The 17873-nt window shown below is 39.2% G+C and carries 13 protein-coding genes; 11 read left to right on the forward strand and 2 right to left on the reverse strand.

Annotated elements, in window-relative coordinates:
- The first annotated feature begins 258 nt into the window (after nucleotides 1–258).
- The gene (locus A3GM_RS0108500) at nucleotides 259–876 is read left to right on the forward strand and encodes an isochorismatase family protein (protein WP_044124960.1); all 618 of its coding nucleotides are present in this window, start codon (nucleotides 259–261) and stop codon (nucleotides 874–876) included.
- A 165-nt stretch (nucleotides 877–1041) separates the two neighbouring features.
- Here A3GM_RS0108500 and cdaA read toward each other — a convergent pair whose 3' ends face one another.
- Nucleotides 1042–1815, reverse strand: a complete 774-nt coding sequence (cdaA, locus tag A3GM_RS0108505; protein WP_018362960.1) for a diadenylate cyclase CdaA — start codon at nucleotides 1813–1815, stop codon at nucleotides 1042–1044.
- A 15-nt stretch (nucleotides 1816–1830) separates the two neighbouring features.
- Nucleotides 1831–2676: a dihydropteroate synthase gene (folP, locus tag A3GM_RS0108510; RefSeq protein WP_018362961.1), complete on the reverse strand. Its 846-nt coding sequence runs from the start codon at nucleotides 2674–2676 to the stop codon at nucleotides 1831–1833.
- A gap of 199 nt (nucleotides 2677–2875) precedes the next feature.
- On the opposite strand from folP, the gene A3GM_RS0108515 reads away from it, so the two are divergent.
- The 10 genes from A3GM_RS0108515 (at nucleotide 2876) to ftsZ (ending at nucleotide 17844) form a co-directional block, all read left to right on the forward strand.
- Nucleotides 2876–5581 (forward strand): 4-alpha-glucanotransferase, encoded by a 2706-nt coding sequence (locus A3GM_RS0108515; protein WP_018362962.1) that lies wholly within the window; start codon nucleotides 2876–2878, stop codon nucleotides 5579–5581.
- A 94-nt stretch (nucleotides 5582–5675) separates the two neighbouring features.
- Nucleotides 5676–7004 (forward strand): UDP-N-acetylmuramoyl-tripeptide--D-alanyl-D-alanine ligase, encoded by a 1329-nt coding sequence (locus A3GM_RS0108520; protein ID WP_018362963.1) that lies wholly within the window; start codon nucleotides 5676–5678, stop codon nucleotides 7002–7004.
- 480 nt (nucleotides 7005–7484) lie between these two features.
- Nucleotides 7485–7706 (forward strand): hypothetical protein, encoded by a 222-nt coding sequence (locus A3GM_RS0108525; protein WP_018362964.1) that lies wholly within the window; start codon nucleotides 7485–7487, stop codon nucleotides 7704–7706.
- A gap of 65 nt (nucleotides 7707–7771) precedes the next feature.
- Nucleotides 7772–9382: a hypothetical protein gene (locus A3GM_RS0108530; RefSeq protein ID WP_018362965.1), complete on the forward strand. Its 1611-nt coding sequence runs from the start codon at nucleotides 7772–7774 to the stop codon at nucleotides 9380–9382.
- A 446-nt stretch (nucleotides 9383–9828) separates the two neighbouring features.
- Complete coding sequence (locus tag A3GM_RS0108535; protein WP_018362966.1) at nucleotides 9829–11409, forward strand: endonuclease; 1581 nt, start codon at nucleotides 9829–9831, stop codon at nucleotides 11407–11409.
- A gap of 265 nt (nucleotides 11410–11674) precedes the next feature.
- Nucleotides 11675–12784, forward strand: a complete 1110-nt coding sequence (gene murG / locus A3GM_RS0108540) for an undecaprenyldiphospho-muramoylpentapeptide beta-N-acetylglucosaminyltransferase (RefSeq protein ID WP_018362967.1) — start codon at nucleotides 11675–11677, stop codon at nucleotides 12782–12784.
- Nucleotides 12784–14163 (forward strand): UDP-N-acetylmuramate--L-alanine ligase, encoded by a 1380-nt coding sequence (gene murC, locus A3GM_RS0108545; RefSeq protein ID WP_018362968.1) that lies wholly within the window; start codon nucleotides 12784–12786, stop codon nucleotides 14161–14163. The genes murG and murC overlap by 1 nt, the downstream gene beginning before the upstream one ends.
- A 42-nt stretch (nucleotides 14164–14205) precedes the next feature.
- A complete protein-coding gene (locus tag A3GM_RS0108550) occupies nucleotides 14206–14994 on the forward strand; it encodes a cell division protein FtsQ/DivIB (RefSeq protein WP_018362969.1) in 789 nt (262 codons plus the stop codon).
- 21 nt (nucleotides 14995–15015) lie between these two features.
- Complete coding sequence (gene ftsA / locus A3GM_RS0108555; protein ID WP_018362970.1) at nucleotides 15016–16470, forward strand: cell division protein FtsA; 1455 nt, start codon at nucleotides 15016–15018, stop codon at nucleotides 16468–16470.
- A 39-nt stretch (nucleotides 16471–16509) separates the two neighbouring features.
- On the forward strand, nucleotides 16510–17844 hold the full coding sequence (gene ftsZ, locus A3GM_RS0108560) for a cell division protein FtsZ (protein ID WP_018362971.1): 1335 nt from the start codon (nucleotides 16510–16512) through the stop codon (nucleotides 17842–17844).
- The last annotated feature ends 29 nt before the right edge of the window (nucleotides 17845–17873 follow it).

Consider the following 17873-nt stretch of genomic DNA (forward strand, 5'->3'; position numbering starts at 1 on the left):
TTTCAATAAAAATACACATAAAAGTACTCTTTTTTTCAATTAATTGTTACCTTTGTGTGCGCAAACAATATTTTGTTCTTTTTGTAACATTATTTGTTCTGCACACTAACGTTTATTTAATTCTATAACATCTAAACCAAAACAAAAATGAAAAGAATGCTATTTGTTATGCTTATTGCCATTCTATTTGGCAGCATAACAGCAGTTGCACAACGTCCCAAAACAGTTAAATGCACCATGAACTCGGTAAAGAAAACGATGAATGCAAAGAGCTCTGTTGCTAATTCATCACAAAACACTACATTAGTTGTGGTTGATTGCCAATATGATTTTTGCAATCCACAAGGTAGTTTGTATGTTCCAGGAGCCGAAAAAGCTGTAGATAATGTTTTAGCTTATTTACAATCGCATCCCAATATCAACGAAGTGATCTTCACAGTAGACTGGCATAACGCTAAAGATGGCTCGTTTAAGGCACAAGGAGGACCATGGCCTCCACACTGTATACGCTTTTCTAAGGGCTCACAAATAGACGAACGCCTTATACAAGCATGTCTTGATAAAAACATTCCTTATCAAGTTATTCGCAAAGGCGAGGTAATTGAGACTGAAGAATATGGTGCTTTCCAAAAGATTACACCTGCAGTTAAAGGCAAAAGAACACTTTGCACTATGACAGACAAAGTGACTTCGGCTAACACTAATTTTGTGATCTGCGGTGTTGCAGGCGACTATTGTGTTTTAGAAACTCTTAAAAACCTTCTAAAAGGTGGCTTACACGTTGATGTTTACACTAATGGTGTAGCTTCAATTGATAAAGGTGAGAAGCTATCTTCATTTATAAAGGAAAAGAACTTGAAGGTGGCTAACGACTAATAGCTTTGCCACTCAAAAATAAGCGGTTATCACTTTCATCACGATAACGGCTTAACGGCAATTCAAAATTATAAAAAGAAAGATGAGAAGTGAATGCCTCTATATATAATAAGGTGTAACTTCTCATCTTTTTGTTATGATGTTCTATTCTACTTACATTGCTTTTTAATGTCCACTCATCTCATAAGCGAGCACTCTTTCAAGCTCTTCGGCAGACAATCGCAATTTAAATTCGCCCTTTATAGCCACTGATATGTTTCCAGTTTCTTCTGAAACGACTATCGCAATGGCGTCACTACTCTGCGAAATACCAAGTGCTGAGCGGTGACGAAGGCCTAATGACTTGGGAATATCTTTGTTATGAGATACGGGAAGGATACAACCTGCAGCCTTAACCCGTTTCTTTGAGATGAGCATTGCACCGTCGTGAAGAGGTGAATTCTTAAAGAATATATTCTCAATGAGGCGCTGACTGATCCTTGCATCAATCCTTTCTCCTGTATCGGCAATGTCGTTTAGGGGCGCACCACGCTCTATTACGATCAAAGCTCCAACCTTTCCACGAGCCATATTCATGCAAGCCATCACCAAAGGTAATATTGTTTCTTTGTCTTCTTCATTCTTATCGGCTGGAATAAAGTAGCGAGTGAGTCGCTTTATACGTCCATGTCCACCTAAAGAATATAAAAATTTGCGTATTTCTTCTTGGAAAAGAATAATCAATGCCAACACTCCTACACTCACAAGCTTATCTAATATAGAGCCAAGTAGGCGCATTGAGAGTATCTTACTCACGAAAAGCCAGATGACAATGAATACCATTATGCCGCTAAAGATGTTTAAAGAGCGACTTTCTTTCATCAATCTATAAACATAATATAGCATCAATGCCACCAAAAATATATCGATTATATCTTTTATTCCAAACTCAAAGGGCATAGTAATAATATCTTTTTATAGGGTTAATAACGATGAAGCCTGTTTGTATTGCTCCACTATTTGAATGGCTTCGACGGCCTCTTGCACATCATGAACACGCAAAATAGAGGCTCCTTTCATTAATGCAAGGGTATGAACTACCGTTGTTCCATTTAAAGAATGGGCAGCATCGACATTCAAAGACTGTTGAATCATACGCTTACGAGATGCTCCAACCAACACAGGGGCATCTAAAACGGATAGCTTTTCTAAGTGATAAAGCACCTCATAGTTTTGCTTTAGGTCTTTACCAAAGCCGAATCCAGGATCTAATATCACATTTTTCACGCCCAAAGCATGCAACTCGTTCAACTCAGCAACAAAGGATTTAATCATCGAAACGATATCGCTTTTCACCGACATCAATATATATGGCACTTTAAGTTGTGCCACTGTTTTAAACATTTGTTGCTCTTCTTCGAGCAAAACATTGGTTCTTCCGGTGATACCTCCTTCAGAAACGTCGTTGATTATGTCTACTCCAAACTCTTCAACACACATCTTTGCCACATTACTTCGATAGGTATCGACAGACAACAACGCATTGGGCAGTTCCTTTTTCAATAGCAATAAGCCTGCTTTTAAACGCTGCATTTCTTCTTTTTCGCTCACTTCTTCGGCTCCAGGACGTGTTGAAAACGCCCCAATATCTAAGATTGTGGCTCCTGCCTGCAACATTTCTTCGGCACGTTGAATAAGGTTTTTATTGGCTTCTACTCTACTATTGGCATAGAAAGAGTCGGGGGTTAGATTTAAAATCCCCATCACTACGGGAGTAGAGAAGTCGAAAAGCTGCCCTCGTATGTTAAGTATTTTCGTCATCAAGACCTTTCTTTTGAATATCATTGCAAAGATAATGTTTTTTAATGAAAATCTTTTTAGGTGATAAATGATTTTAGAAAACAATGCAATTGATACATATCAAAAATTAAACTATTTATCTATTGACGTACATCATTTATGAAATAATCACCTTATGATATATCCTTTTATCATTATCTTTACATCAAAATGAAACTATATGGATGCATCAAATATCACTTTTCATATTCAATATAGCACTACTTACGGTGAAGAACTGCTTTTAAACCTTGTTTATTTCGATAAAAAAGGAGCGCAACAGACTTCTGTTTACAGAATGAACACATACGATGGACATAACTGGAGAGTTCATATTCAGCAACTTCCATCGAACGACATCAAAGTGTTTCACTACTATTACAGCGTTGAAAAGGACGCAAAGGTCATCAAATCAGAATGGCAAGTGCAAACACATTTATTCTATTTAAATACACTTTGCGGTAAGAGTTACGAGGTTTTTGATATTTGGACCGATGCTCCTCAAGACACATATCTATACAGTTCGGCTTTTACTAACTGCATTAATCAACGAGAAACAAAGGCTCTTGAACCCAATTCATACGACATCACGCTTCGATTGGTGGTGCATGCGCCTCAATTACGCTCGTTCGAACGCCTTGCAGTTGTAGGTAATTTAGATGTATTAGGGGTGTGGAACATCAATAAAGCCTTAGCTATGACCGAGCAACAGCATAACGAATGGGTTATAGATATCAATGCTTCGTCGTTTATTGGCGAGAAAATTGAATTTAAGTTCGTTGCCATTAACACGCAAAATCAAAGTCTTTCGCTCTGGGAAACAGAGAATAACCGTTCTCTTTCTATCCCAATCGTCAACAAAGGCAAAACACTTGTCTATTCATTGAATCAAGCTTTCTTTGATATTTGCGACATTCGATTGGCTGGAACCTTAATTCCTTTGTTCTCATTGCGCACCAATAACAGCTTTGGAATTGGCGACTTTGGAGACTTAAAGCGCATGATTGATTTCATGTCGTGCACCAATCAGCGTGTACTTCAATTGCTTCCCATCAACGACACCACTGCTTCTCACACATGGAAAGATAGCTATCCATATAGTTGCGTAAGCGTTTTTGCACTTCATCCACAATATATCAACCTCAAAGCGTTGCCTTCTTTGAAAGATGAAAAGCTCTATCGACATTTCCAAAAGCTACAAAAGGAACTCAATGGCTTAGAAAGTCTCGACTATGAGAAGGTGAATAACGCTAAAAACGAATATCTATCGCTTCTTTATCAACAAGAAGGTACCAAGATATTAACATCGAAAGAGTTTTCAACTTTCTTTGAAAACAATCAAGAATGGCTTGTTCCTTATGCTCGTTTCTGCTCGTTACGAGATCAATATAAAACGCCTTTATTTAGCAATTGGGGTGAACATAAGCAATGGAAAGAAAGCTGGCGCAAGCCATTATCTAACCCAAAGAGCAAGGAATACAAAGAGGTTGCCTACTATTATTTCGTTCAATACCTCCTATTCTCACAAATGCAAGAGGCGCATGCCTATGCTCTTCATAAGCAAGTGATATTGAAAGGCGACATACCTATTGGTGTTGACCGACACAGTTGCGATGTTTGGGTAGAGCCAAAGTATTTCAATCTCAACTCACAAGCAGGCGCACCGCCTGACGCTTTCTCTGCAAATGGGCAGAATTGGGGCTTCCCTACCTATAATTGGAGCGAGATGTTGAAAGACAATTGTGCATGGTGGACGAAGCGATTCCAACACATGTCGCAGTTTTTTGATGCCTATCGCATCGACCATGTCTTAGGTTTCTTCAGAATATGGAGCATTCCTTATCATTCAATTCACGGTCTCTTGGGGCAGTTTGAGCCTGCTTTAGGCTTGTCAAAAGACGAGATTGAGGCTTATGGTTTGCGCTTTCAAGAGAAGCTATTCACCACTCCTTTCATTGCAGAATGGGTGATTGAGCGTGTATTTAAGGAACATTCTGAGGAAGTAAAAGAAAAGTATTTAGAATTAGATCACGACGATATCTACCGCATAAAGCCTGCTTTCAACACACAAAGGAAGATTGCTGAGGCCTTTATAGGAAAGCATTCGGACAAAGATAACTGGTTGCGTGAAGGGCTATTTACATTGGTTAGTAATGTACTCTTTATTCGAGACAACCACAATCCCAATCTTTTCCACCCACGAATAACGGCTCAACAGAACCACATGTATGAGGCTTTGTGGCAACACGACAAAGATTCTTTCAATCGTTTGTATGAAGATTATTATTATAAACGAAACAATCAATATTGGTATTGCGAAGCAATGAAGAAGCTTCCAACATTGGTTCAGGCTACAAAGATGTTGGTTTGTGCTGAAGATTTGGGCATGGTTCCCACCTGTGTGCAATGGGTTATGAAAGAGTTACGCATCTTTAGTCTTGAAATTCAATCGATGCCTAAAGACTTCAACGTGCGATTTGGACACCTCAACCGCAACCCTTATCGCAGTGTTGCAACCATAAGTACTCACGATATGCCTACTCTTCGCTTGTGGTGGGACGAAAATGAAGAGCAAACGCAAGACTATTACAACAACATGCTTTATCATTCGGGTAAAGCACCGCACCCTCTTACAGGTCAATTGGCGCAAGAAATTATCGAAAAGCATTTGCAATCGCCTTCTGCTCTGTGCGTTATCAGCTTGCAAGACTGGCTTTCTATGAACGAAAAGATACGTTTGTCTGATCCTCAAAGCGAAAGAATCAACATTCCATCTAACCCCAATCACTATTGGAAATACCGCATGCACATCACCATCGAAGACCTTATTGCGAACCACGAACTGGTGAATGGCATTGCAGAAATGATTCGTTTAAGTGGAAGATAGAATGCAATTGGTTTGCGAAACATTATCGATAAAATAATAAGTGTAATATAAGTTTTTAGTACTTTTGCAACTAAAACAAAGAAACAACAAAAGAATGACACTAATAGAAAAGCTTTATCAGCTATTTTTAGAATGCAAAGAAATAACCACCGACACACGAGATTGCCCCAAAGGCAGTATTTTCTTTGCTTTAAAGGGCGCAAACTTCAATGGCAATAGCTTTGCTCACAAAGCATTAGAGCAAGGTTGTGCTTATGCTGTTGTAGACGAATCTACTCCCGACATGATCGACAATGAGCAATATATCGTTGTAGATAATGTTCTAACCACATTGCAACAGCTTGCCAATCACCACCGAAGAGCACTCAACACCACTATTATCGGTATTACAGGAACGAACGGAAAGACCACAACAAAAGAGCTTTTGGCTACTGTTTTGGCACAAAAATACAACGTACTATACACTCTTGGCAACCTTAACAACGACATTGGCGTGCCTAAAACATTGTTACGCCTCAACAAAGAGCACAACATGGCGGTGATAGAGATGGGCGCAAGTCACCCAGGCGACATCAAAACGCTCGTGGATATCGTTGAACCTAACTACGCATTGATCACTAATGTGGGTAGAGCTCATCTGCAAGGATTCGGCAGTTTCGATGGAGTTAAACGCACAAAGGCTGAATTATACGACTTTATGGAGGCGCACAACCGTGCCAACAACATCTTTATTAATGCCGAATCTGCCGACCTTTTAGAGATGTTTAGCACGCATTGCAAGGGCGAAAGCTATATTGCTTATTCGCCTACTAACAGCGTTAAGGCTCCTTTCGTAGCTGAAATAACTGCCAATAATCCTTTTGTTAGTTTCAGATGGAAAGAAACTGATAACGAATCGAACGCTTGGCACAACGTAAGTACGCATCTCATCGGAGCTTATAACATTGCCAATATGCTGGCAGCAGTGAGCATTGGCAGAACAATGGGCGTGGAAAGCGAAGACATTTGCAAGGCTCTCGAGAACTACATACCCAGCAACAATCGCTCACAACTCATCAAAACGGCGCATAACACCATTATCATGGACGCCTATAATGCCAACCCCACGAGCATGAAAGCGGCACTTGAGAATTTTATGAAGATGGACGTTGAGCACAAAATGGTGATTCTTGGCGACATGAGAGAATTGGGTGAGGTGAGCAATAGCGAGCATCAAAAGATATGCGACCTATTGAAGTTGGCTCACTTCGACTGCGTTTGGCTTGTCGGTAAGGAGTTTATGGCTACTCAAAACGAATTTAAGTCGTTCGAGAATGTTGAGCAGGTCATTGCCGAACTACAACAAACAGCTGTACAAAATTTCTGCATCTTGGTAAAAGGTAGCAACGGAATTGGCTTGGCTTGCTTAAAAGATGTCTTATAATATCCCCCGTACGACGGGGAGCGAAGTTCTTTTTAGGGTCCAAAACCATTCAACTCAAAGCAAATAACTTCCTCCGTACGACGGAGAGCGGGGTTCTTTTAGGGTGCAAAGCCATTCTATTCAAAGTAAATATATTTATTCTTAGAAGAAAATAGCTTCTCGTATATCGGGAAGCTATTTTCTTTTGCATCACAACTTGACCTTAATCAGAAAAAGTATTTTTATTTTCACCAAATAAACTCAATGCAATTAGGGTGCAAAAGCAATGAGTTTAGAGGCTAAAAGCAATGCTTTTGAACTACAATAACACTGCTTTTAGAATATAAGAAATATAGGAAACTTTATAAATTTATTGCGTTTTATTTTGCTTATATTATTTCTTTTTATAACTTTGCACCAGATTTTTATAATCTTTGGGATAATTATTTATTAGAATTTTTCATTTTTCTATATAATAAATTCAATTAAAACTTAGTCAAAATGACAACTTTTAAAAACTGCAATTCATTGATAATCAATGAATTGAAGGCCACTACCCCCCCCCTATTTGGTAAGCGTCCTTACACAAGTCCTACTTCAAAAGTAATGCGTTTCGATGCCATAACAATGGCAAGTGCAACCGTTCAGGTTCAAACTAACACATCTTCGGAGGAAGATTGGAATACAGAAACTACCGTAACAGGTGGAGAGATGGAGCTATAATTAAGTTTAACTAATGGCTATCTCTCTACACCAAGCAGAAGAATAGCCTAAAAGAAAACAACAAAATGAAACATTTATTTTTTTACATTGCAGCCTTTTTAGGTATGCTTTCGTTGGGTTCATGTAGCAACAACAGCGATATTACCAACGACACAGCAACAACTGGTGTTGATGTTACATTGAATTTTGAAGATTATAACACCACCAACACAACAAGAAGTTTTATTAATAACGTTCAAAAAGAGGTGGTTGATCTTGGCGATGGTTTAACAGCTGAGGTGTCAATAAGCAACGATAACAAAGAAGTTAAGCCTGCAACACGTGCCACTTTACAAGGAGGAACCTACTATTTATATATCTTAGACAATGCAGGTGCATTGCTACACAAATACACTGGTACTCTTTCAGGAAACAAAATAACTTGGACCAGTCCTAAATCAAAGATATCTTTAACAAACGGAACTTATACTTTTGTTTGCACAAACGATGTTGTAACCAACGCAAACAATGCTCTTCAAGTTATTGCACGCACCAATAATCCATTGATAGGTGTAACAACTAAGACCATAAGTGATACAGATGCAAAGGTCACTTTATCTATGAAACACCAAAGTGCACGTGTTCGTTACAACATTGTTTCATACACAAACGAAGGCAGTGGCATAACAGCTGATATCGTTGCAGATGCTTCTCAGCCTCAAACCAATGGCTTTTCTATCAACGGAACAGCTAATACTGCACAAGACATCAATGCTTCAACAACTGCAAGCACAACCATTCCAACAAGTGGTACCGTTACATATTCACCTTACATAAAAGCATATAATAATGTAAGCGCATACGAATATTTCTTGCCAGGCACAACTGGTAGTGGCTTAAAATTCAATTTTACAGCTGGAACTATTTATGGAAAATCCCTTGCAGGCAAATCTATTACATTATCAGGATTAGGCTCTTTGGTTCGAAATGGATCATATACTGTAGATATTGTGCTAAATACTAAAGGTATGTATCTATTTGATAATGGTACTGTTGGAACGTTAGCAGACAAAGGAACTCGTATTCCTATTGGACTAGTTATTGAAGAAAAGACAACAACTAAGCAAGGACTTGCAGTAGCATTACATTATGCACAGAATGCAACCCGTTTTCCTTGGGGAGGAAACGAAGATGTTTCTAGCACACAGACATTTGAATGGGACGATGCATTAAATGACTTTGATGGCTACGGATGGACTTGGGATGGAAGTAAAACTGTTGGTGGTTACATTAAAGCTAACGAGCAAACAATGTTCCCTGCCTTTTATGCTGCAGGCCATTATGGTGATGAATTGACTGCAAAAGGAATTAATGTAACAGGAAGTAACGTATCTAAATGGTTCCTACCATCAGTTGGTGAGTACGTTTCTTTCTGCAAAAAGTACTTAAATCACACTCCAACTTTCTATGGAGACACTAGTCTTCCAAATGATGTTTTAAACAAAATATCAAAAATATTTACCGATGCTGGAGGAGATAACTTATCTAATTACTTCCCAACCTGTATTCTGAGCACACAGAAATCTACAACTTCTGGATATGGAAAGACCTACTATGGGCTTCCAATAGCTCAATCAATTCATCAAGCACACGCAATAACACCAAATGTACGCGTGCTTCCTTTCGTACATTTCTAATCATACTTCTACATAAAATTCCCACTCTCTTTTCCCCTGATGTTGTGAAACATTGGGGAAAGGAGAGTCTTTTTATTTATATCAAAGTCACTTTTGAAAGGAAACGAAACTACTTATACCATCTAATGATTGAACAACTCACAAACAACAATATTTTTAGAATGAAACAAACTCAATGCAATTAGGGCGCAAAAGCAGTGAGTTTACAGGCTAAAAGCAATGCTATTACGAGCAAAAAGCAGTGCTTTTATAAAGTGCTTAGTATGACATACTAATCGACAAGTAAAAAAATTATGCCATAAAAACATTAAAACAAACAATAGTTCGCTAAAAAGTATTAACTTTGTAGCATATAAATATCTTCCAAAATATATCGCCTTGTTCAACAAGTGCAACCAAAATCAACTCATTGATATTCAAAAAGTTTCACAAAACATAAAAACATCATGAAGAAAAATTTACTTTTTGCATCAATCATCGCATTGTTATCGATGTGGAGCATTAACACTTTTGCTGCAGACCGAGCAACAATTGCGAAGTATTATTCATCGCTACAAGGCTTGAAAAAAGAAGAATTAAAGAAGGCTTTAGGCTCTCTTCTTCGCAACCACAAGGTCTTAGGCTATGGAAAAGGAAAGGGACACACATGGGATGCCTTTTATTCTACCGACCGAATGGACAACAACGAGGTACTAAACAGATATAGTCCAGAGAAATTTACCTTCCCTTCACCTTACAACTATCACGCAATTGCAGGAATGAACATCGAACACTCGTTCCCAAAGAGCTGGTGGGGAGGTACACAAAACGATGCTTATAAAGACATTCACCACCTTTATCCAAGTTCTTCTAAAGACAATTCGCAAAAAGGAAACTTCCCTATGGCGACTGTAACTAACATGAAACACGATAGTGGTGCAGGCTATGACAAAGTGGGTTCTACCACTATTGAGGGACGAACACAAAACTGCTGGGAACCAGGAGATACATGGAAGGGCGATTTTTCACGTTCTTATATGTACATGGCAACCACCTATTCGAACTTAACTTGGGTGAATGTGGGACTTATTACCAACATCACAGGTGAATATCCAACATTGAAAAACTGGGCAAGCACATTGTATCGCCAATGGAGCAAGAACGACAAAGTGAGCGAGATTGAAACAAAACGCAACGATGCTGTATATCAAATACAAAAGAACCGCAACCCATTTATCGACTATCCATTTATCTCTGAATACATTTGGGGCGATAGTGTGAACGTTGCATTCAATCCTTTAACTGCTATAACCACTGCAAGTGACGACTCAAGATATGGTAGTTACACTGTAACTCCTGCTCCATCTGAAGACGAAAGCACTCCTACAACACCAGAGGCTACACAAGATGAGAATGTTATTTATAACTTAGACATCGACAATGGTTGGAATACTTTAGAGAAAAACAACATCACTCTCCCAACTGGTTCAACCTATGTGTGGACTCATGACAAAACTCATAAAGTGTTTAAAGCATCTGCTTTCGTGAAGAAACATAAGCTTGCGAGTGAAGCTTTGTTAATTACTCCAGAGATAGACTTAACAAATTACAAAGACATTACACTCGATTTAGAGCACGCTTTGAACTTTGGTAATCACGATGACCTAAGCGTTGAGGTGGTAGTTGACGGCACAACAGAAGTACTTAACATTCCTGTTTGGGGCGATGGAAAGAGTTATAAGACTGTGACAGCAACTGGTGTTTCACTTGAGAAATATGCAGGTAAGAAGGTTAAGTTGCAATTCCGCTACAAATCAACAACAACTAACTGCCCAACATGGCAAATAAAATCGATGAGTGTTAAAGGAACTAAAGTAACAACAGGTATCAACAGCACCACAAACGATGCTTTTGCACAACCTAACTTTGATGAGCCTTACGAACTATTCACTATCGATGGCATGAAATTAGATAGCAATAACAGCAACTACAGAGGTATTGTTATTCTAAAACAAGGCAACAAAACTTGGAAAATTTATAAGAGATAATCTCTTAATCAGTCCATAACCAGAGGGCGCATCTACACGATGCGCCCTTTTATTTTATCCCTTTTCAACAACTCTTTCTCTCCTATCAAAACACAGAAGCTTTGCTATTATTTCATAACTCATCATTAACCCGTTAGGAGTTGAAGCTACTTAAAAACATAAAAAACACCTACACAATACTTATTTTATCGCAAAATCTATCTAAAAAACACCCCTAAATACATTTTTTTTGATTATTTTTGCAAGGATATATCACATTATTAGAATGGAACGAAACTTGAGAATAATTATCAGTGGCGGTGGAACTGGTGGGCACATCTTCCCTGCTATCTCGATTGCTAACGCCATAAAGCAGTTAGAACCCACAGCAAATATATTGTTTGTAGGTGCTTTAGGGCGTATGGAAATGCAACGAGTGCCCGACGCTGGTTATGACATTAAAGGCCTACCTGTATGCGGTTTCGATAGAAAACACCTATGGAAAAACATTAAAGTGCTTTATAAGCTTTGGCAAAGTCGCCGTTTAGCAAAAGCAATTATCAAAGAGTTTAAGCCCAATGCGGCTGTTGGTGTTGGCGGTTATGCCAGCGGTCCAACGCTCAATCAATGCGCTTCACTTGGCGTTCCCTATCTTATTCAAGAGCAAAACTCTTACGCTGGCGTAACAAACAAGCTGTTAGCAAAGCGTGCAAGCAAAATATGTGTAGCGTATGAAGGTATGGATCGTTTCTTTCCAAGCGACAAAATAATACTTACAGGCAATCCTGTTCGCCAGAATATCTTGCAAAACAACATCTCAAAGGCAGACGCTCGCAAGGCATTTCAGTTAGATTCTGAAAAGAAAACCATTCTTATTATCGGCGGAAGTCTTGGTGCTCGCACCATTAACGAGAGTATTTTGCAACATCTTAGCGACATTAGAAACAGCGATGTGCAATTTATTTGGCAAACAGGAAAGGTGTATAAAGAAGCAATAGCAAAACGCTTGGAAGGCGAAGAGCCTCTTGCAAATCTTCATGTCACCGACTTTATTAGCGATATGGCCTCTGCTTATGCCGCAGCCGACATGGTTATTAGTCGTGCAGGCGCAAGTTCTATCAGCGAATTCTGCCTTTTAGGTATGCCAGTGATATTGGTTCCAAGTCCTAATGTGGCTGAAGACCATCAAACAAAGAATGCTCTTGCCCTTGTAAACAAGCAGGCTGCAGTGTATGTTAAGGATGCAGAAGCACCCGAAAAGCTTATCAAAACAGCATTATCAATCGTCAACGACGAGAGCAAACTAAACGAATTACATCAAAATATCTTAGGAATGGCACTCAAAAACTCGGCTGAACGCATTGCCGAAGAGGTGCTAAAAATAGCAAAACAATAATGGAATTAAACGAAATAAAAGCAGTATACTTCATCGGTGCGGGTGGAATTGGAATGAGTGCAATAGCTCGTTACTTCCTTGCAAAAGGACTTGTTGTTGCAGGTTACGATAAAACTCCAACCGACCTAACACGTAACTTAGAGAAAGAGGGCATGCTTCTTCACTACGAAGAGAATGTAGACGAAATACCACATGCCTGCAAAAATCCTCTAAACACATTGGTAGTATACACGCCAGCCATTCCTTCTACACATAAAGAACTTGTCTTCTTCCGTGAAAACAACTTCGATATTCAAAAGAGAGCACAAGTGTTAGGAACCCTAACTCGCACTCATAAGGGCATTTGCGTTGCGGGAACACATGGCAAAACATCTACTTCTACGATGTGTGCACACATCCTTCACCAGAGTAATGTAGACTGTAACGCCTTTCTTGGAGGCATTTCGAAAGATTATGGCACCAACTATATCTTATCAAAAGATAGCGAATACGTTGTAATCGAAGCCGATGAATTCGACAGAAGCTTTCATTGGTTGCATCCATATGCCACAGTTATCACCTCAACAGATCCCGATCACTTAGATATTTACGGAACTAAAGAGGCTTATTTGGAAAGCTTTCAACACTATACAACACTCATTCAACCAGGCGGTGCCTTAATTATTAAGAAGGGATTGGAGATGACTCCTGCTGTAGTTGAAGGCGTTAAGGTGTATGAATATAGCGAGAATGAGGGTGATTTCCATGCTGAAAACATCAAAATAGAGAATGGAGAGATCACATTCGACTTCATTTCGCCCATCGAAAACGTGCCTAATATAAGATTAGGACAACCTGTTCCTATCAATATTGAGAATGGTGTGGCTGCAATGGCATTGGCTCAAATATGCGGTTGCACTGCAGATGAATTGCGATATGGTATGAGTTCGTATCACGGAGTGGTGAGACGATTCGACTTTAAGATAAAGAACGATAAGCATGTGCTGCTCTCTGACTACGCACATCACCCCAAAGAGATATACCAAAGCGCAAAAAGCTTAAAACAACTTTATAGCAATCGCAAAATAACTGCTATCTTCCAACCTCACCTTTACAGCAGAACTAAGGACTTTTATAAGGACTTTGCAGATGCTCTTAGCTTGTTGGACGAAGTCATTTTATGCGATATCTACCCTGCAAGGGAGCTTCCTATCGAAGGAGTTACAAGTAAGTTGATTTACGACTGCTTGAAAGATGGAGTTCAAAAGCAAATGATTCACAAAGAAGAGCTGCTCGACTTGGCTCGTGAACGTGACTTCGATGTGCTCGTAATATTAGGTGCTGGCGACATAGAAAGCTACATGCCACAGCTCACTAAAATAATAGAATCAAAAGAATAAACCACATTATATAAATAAGGCATCAACCTCTTTTCGGTCAATATGCGAATAAATGTAAAGAAAATAGTAACCATTTTGCTCGATGTTGCATTGGCAGTGTATCTTGTTTTTGCGTTCACATCGTTCAATAAGCCCTACTCTACAACCACGACTTGCAATAAAGTGCAGATCAATGTTGCAGATGGTGCTACCAATGGGTTTATAGATGCCAAGGAAATAAAAGCGAGATTGCAAAAGAAAAAGCTTTTCCCGCTTGAACAACCAATGCGTTATATCGATACAAGACGCATTGAAGAGATGCTTACAAAGAGCCCTTTCGTGAGTACAGCAGAATGTTATAAGACTCAAGAGGGACACGTAAACATCACCATTACACAACGAATGCCAGTGGTAAGAATAAAGGCTCAGAACGGAGATGACTATTATGTGGACGACAAAGACTGCATAATGCCCAACTCACATTACACCTCTGACCTGATCATTGCAACGGGACCAATCACTCGTTCGTTTGCTCAAAGATACATTTCGCCTATGAGCCGCACTATCATTAGTAACGAACTATGGCAGAATCTCGTTGAGCAAATCAATGTATTACCCAACAATGGCATCGAAATCATACCAAGAATAGGCGACCACATCATCTATCTTGGTCAGATTCCAGAAAGTAGAAGTCGTGAAAAACGAGAACTATTGATAAAGAATTTTATTGATAAAAAGCTGTCAAGACTAGAGAAATTCTATAAATATGGATTGTCTCAAGCAGGCTGGAACAAATATTCTTATATCAATTTAGAGTTTGACAACCAAATTATTTGTAAGAAACGAATTTAGAAAATACAACGAAATACAGTTATGGCAAAGGAATTTATTGTAGCAATAGAATTAGGGTCAACCAATATTATTGGTGTTGCTGGCAAGAAAAACATAGATGGAAGCATCTCAATTCTTTCAGTAATCAAAGAAGACTCCACCTCATGTATCAACAAAGGAGTGGTGTATAACATTGACAAAACCGTGCAATGTTTAACCAATATTATCAAGCGTTTAGAGACATCTTTAAAGGCTAAGGTGGCTCAAGTGTATGTTGGTGTAGGCGGACAAAGCATTAGAAGTGTCAAGAACACATTGATTAAAGAACTTCCTTTAGATACTGTTGTAACCTTAGACATGGTAAATGAGCTAATGGATGAAAACAGAAACATGACTTATCCCGCACAAGAAGTCCTCGATGCGATAACTCAAGAATATAAAGTTGATGCACAATATCAGCTCGACCCCGTTGGTATTCAGTGCACAAGACTCGAAGCAAACCTATTAAATATATTGTGGAAGAAATCTTTTTACCGCAATCTTAATAAGTGTTTCGATAATGCAGGTATCGCAATTGCAGAGATGTACCTTGCTCCTTTGGCTCTTGCCGACAGCGTTTTAACCGACGTAGAGAAGCGAGTTGGCTGTGTTTTAGTTGACTTAGGTGCTGAAACTACAACCGTTTCAGTGTACTATCGCAACATACTTCGCCATTTAGCTGTTATCCCATTGGGTGGAAATAACATCACAATAGACATCGCATCACTTCAGATGGACGATGAAAATGCAGAGAAGATGAAGCGCAAATATGCTTCGGCTTACACTGATAGTAAAGACATAGACGAGAACTTAAAGTATTCAATTGATGAAGACAGACAAGTTGATAGCAAGACATTCATCGAGATTGTAGAAGCTCGTTTAGAAGAAATTATAAAGAATGTGTGGTACCAAGTGCCTAGCGAATACACCGATAAGCTATTAGGTGGATTCATAATTACAGGTGGAGTATCTAACATGAAGAACATAGAAAAGGCGTTTAAGCAACACACTGGAGTTGATAAGATAAGAATTGCCAACTTTGTTCAAGAGACAATTAACTCAAATATTCCTGAAATCACAGCACACGACGCAACAATGAACACCGTATTAGGATTGATTGCTAAAGGCGATATGAATTGTGCTGGCGACGAACTAACAAGCGATTTATTCGCAAAAGAAAATAACACAGAAACCACTTCTACTGTTGTTGAGGCACCAAAGGCACCTCGTTCAATAACTGAAACACAGGGAAGAGGTGTTGTTCCTACTGAAGCTGAGAAACAAAAGGCTGAAGAAGAGGCAAGAAGAAAGCGTGAAGAAGAAGAAGCTGAACAAAGAGCTAGAGAGGAAGAAGAACGCAGATTAGAAGAAGAAAAGCGTAAGAATAGTCCTTTAAACAAGCTATTCAGAAAGACAAAGAGTTTCTTCGATCAGATAATGAAAGAAGAAGGAGAGTAAGAGAACAAGCAGATTTAACGTTTTTAATGCACAAAGAATATGGCAGATAACGCATTTAACGACAGCGGAAGAGTAGAATTTATATCAGCTAAGAAGGCTAAAAGTATAATAAAAGTAATTGGTGTTGGAGGTGGAGGCGGTAACGCTGTAAACCACATGTATAGAGAAGGAATCCACGATGTAACCTTCTTGGTTTGCAACACCGACCGACAAGCACTCGAAGACTCACCCATTCCAGACAGACTTCAATTGGGAGACGAAGGTTTGGGAGCAGGAACTAATCCTATAAAGGGTCGTACCGAGGCTGAAAACAGCATCGAACAAATCCGTGCAAAGCTAAGCGATGGCACCAAGATGGTATTTATCACCGCCGGAATGGGTGGTGGAACTGGTACAGGTGCTGGTCCTATCGTAGCGAAAGTAAGTAAGGAAATGGACATTCTTACAGTGGGAATCGTCACCATTCCATTTATTTTCGAGGGTGCAAAGAAAATCGATCAAGCTTTAGATGGTGTGGAAGAGATGGCTAAAAACGTTGATGCTCTTTTGGTTATCAACAACGAACGCCTCAGAGAAATATACCCTTCGCTTGGTGTTTTAGATGCTTTTGGAAAGGCAGACGACACTCTTAGCATCGCAGCACGAAGCATTGCAGAGATAATCACAGAACATGGTATTATCAATGTCGACTTCCAAGACGTTAAAAACGTATTGAGAGAAGGCGGAGTAGCTATCATGAGTACTGGTTATGGCGAAGGTGAAGGCAGATTAAGAAAGGCTATTGAAGATGCACTTAACTCGCCTCTACTCAACGATAACGACATCTATAACTCAAAGAAAATCCTTTTAAGCATCAAGATTAGTGACGACAAGGACGAAAAGACCAAATTCACTATGGAAGAGATGAACGAGGTTCACGAGTTTATGGGTAAGATTACAGGCGACTATGAGTCGAAGTTTGGATTGTCTGTAGATCCTGAATTGGGCGAAAAAGTAAAGGTTACCATTCTTGCAACGGGCTTCGGTATGAAAGATATCGATGTTGTTGAGAACCATATGAACAAGAAAGAAGCTCAAGAAGAGGCTATCAACAACGCCAAAAAGCAACAAGAAGTGGCTCAAAAGATGATGCTCAGAGGTAAGTATTACGGCGGAGATGTGGCGCACAGAAATGCAAAACGCAATTTCAACGTGTTCCTATTCGATTCTGAAGACTTATCAAATGAAGAGATTATCCTTGAAGTAGAGAAGATACCAACCTACAAACGTAGTATCAAAGCACTCGAAGACATTCGTCGTAAGCTAAAAAAAGAGCCTACAAACGATAACAACGATGGCCAAGAACCTATACAAGGGCTCATCACATTTGCATAAATAAGAACGTAAAATATCAATTATAGAGA

The organism is Hoylesella nanceiensis DSM 19126 = JCM 15639 (assembly GCF_000379965.1).
Lineage (GTDB): Bacteria > Bacteroidota > Bacteroidia > Bacteroidales > Bacteroidaceae > Prevotella > Prevotella nanceiensis.

Bases quoted from the DNA above. Each gene is read 5' to 3' on its own strand.
- A3GM_RS0108500 (WP_044124960.1), top strand. From the start codon at position 259: ATGAATGCAAAGAGCTCTGTTGCTAATTCATCACAAAACACTACATTA.
- cdaA (WP_018362960.1), bottom strand. From the start codon at position 1,815: ATGCCCTTTGAGTTTGGAATAAAAGATATAATCGATATATTTTTGGTG.
- folP (WP_018362961.1), bottom strand. From the start codon at position 2,676: ATGACGAAAATACTTAACATACGAGGGCAGCTTTTCGACTTCTCTACT.
- A3GM_RS0108515 (WP_018362962.1), top strand. From the start codon at position 2,876: ATGGATGCATCAAATATCACTTTTCATATTCAATATAGCACTACTTAC.
- A3GM_RS0108520 (WP_018362963.1), top strand. From the start codon at position 5,676: ATGACACTAATAGAAAAGCTTTATCAGCTATTTTTAGAATGCAAAGAA.
- A3GM_RS0108525 (WP_018362964.1), top strand. From the start codon at position 7,485: ATGACAACTTTTAAAAACTGCAATTCATTGATAATCAATGAATTGAAG.
- A3GM_RS0108530 (WP_018362965.1), top strand. From the start codon at position 7,772: ATGAAACATTTATTTTTTTACATTGCAGCCTTTTTAGGTATGCTTTCG.
- A3GM_RS0108535 (WP_018362966.1), top strand. From the start codon at position 9,829: ATGAAGAAAAATTTACTTTTTGCATCAATCATCGCATTGTTATCGATG.
- murG (WP_018362967.1), top strand. From the start codon at position 11,675: ATGGAACGAAACTTGAGAATAATTATCAGTGGCGGTGGAACTGGTGGG.
- murC (WP_018362968.1), top strand. From the start codon at position 12,784: ATGGAATTAAACGAAATAAAAGCAGTATACTTCATCGGTGCGGGTGGA.
- A3GM_RS0108550 (WP_018362969.1), top strand. From the start codon at position 14,206: ATGCGAATAAATGTAAAGAAAATAGTAACCATTTTGCTCGATGTTGCA.
- ftsA (WP_018362970.1), top strand. From the start codon at position 15,016: ATGGCAAAGGAATTTATTGTAGCAATAGAATTAGGGTCAACCAATATT.
- ftsZ (WP_018362971.1), top strand. From the start codon at position 16,510: ATGGCAGATAACGCATTTAACGACAGCGGAAGAGTAGAATTTATATCA.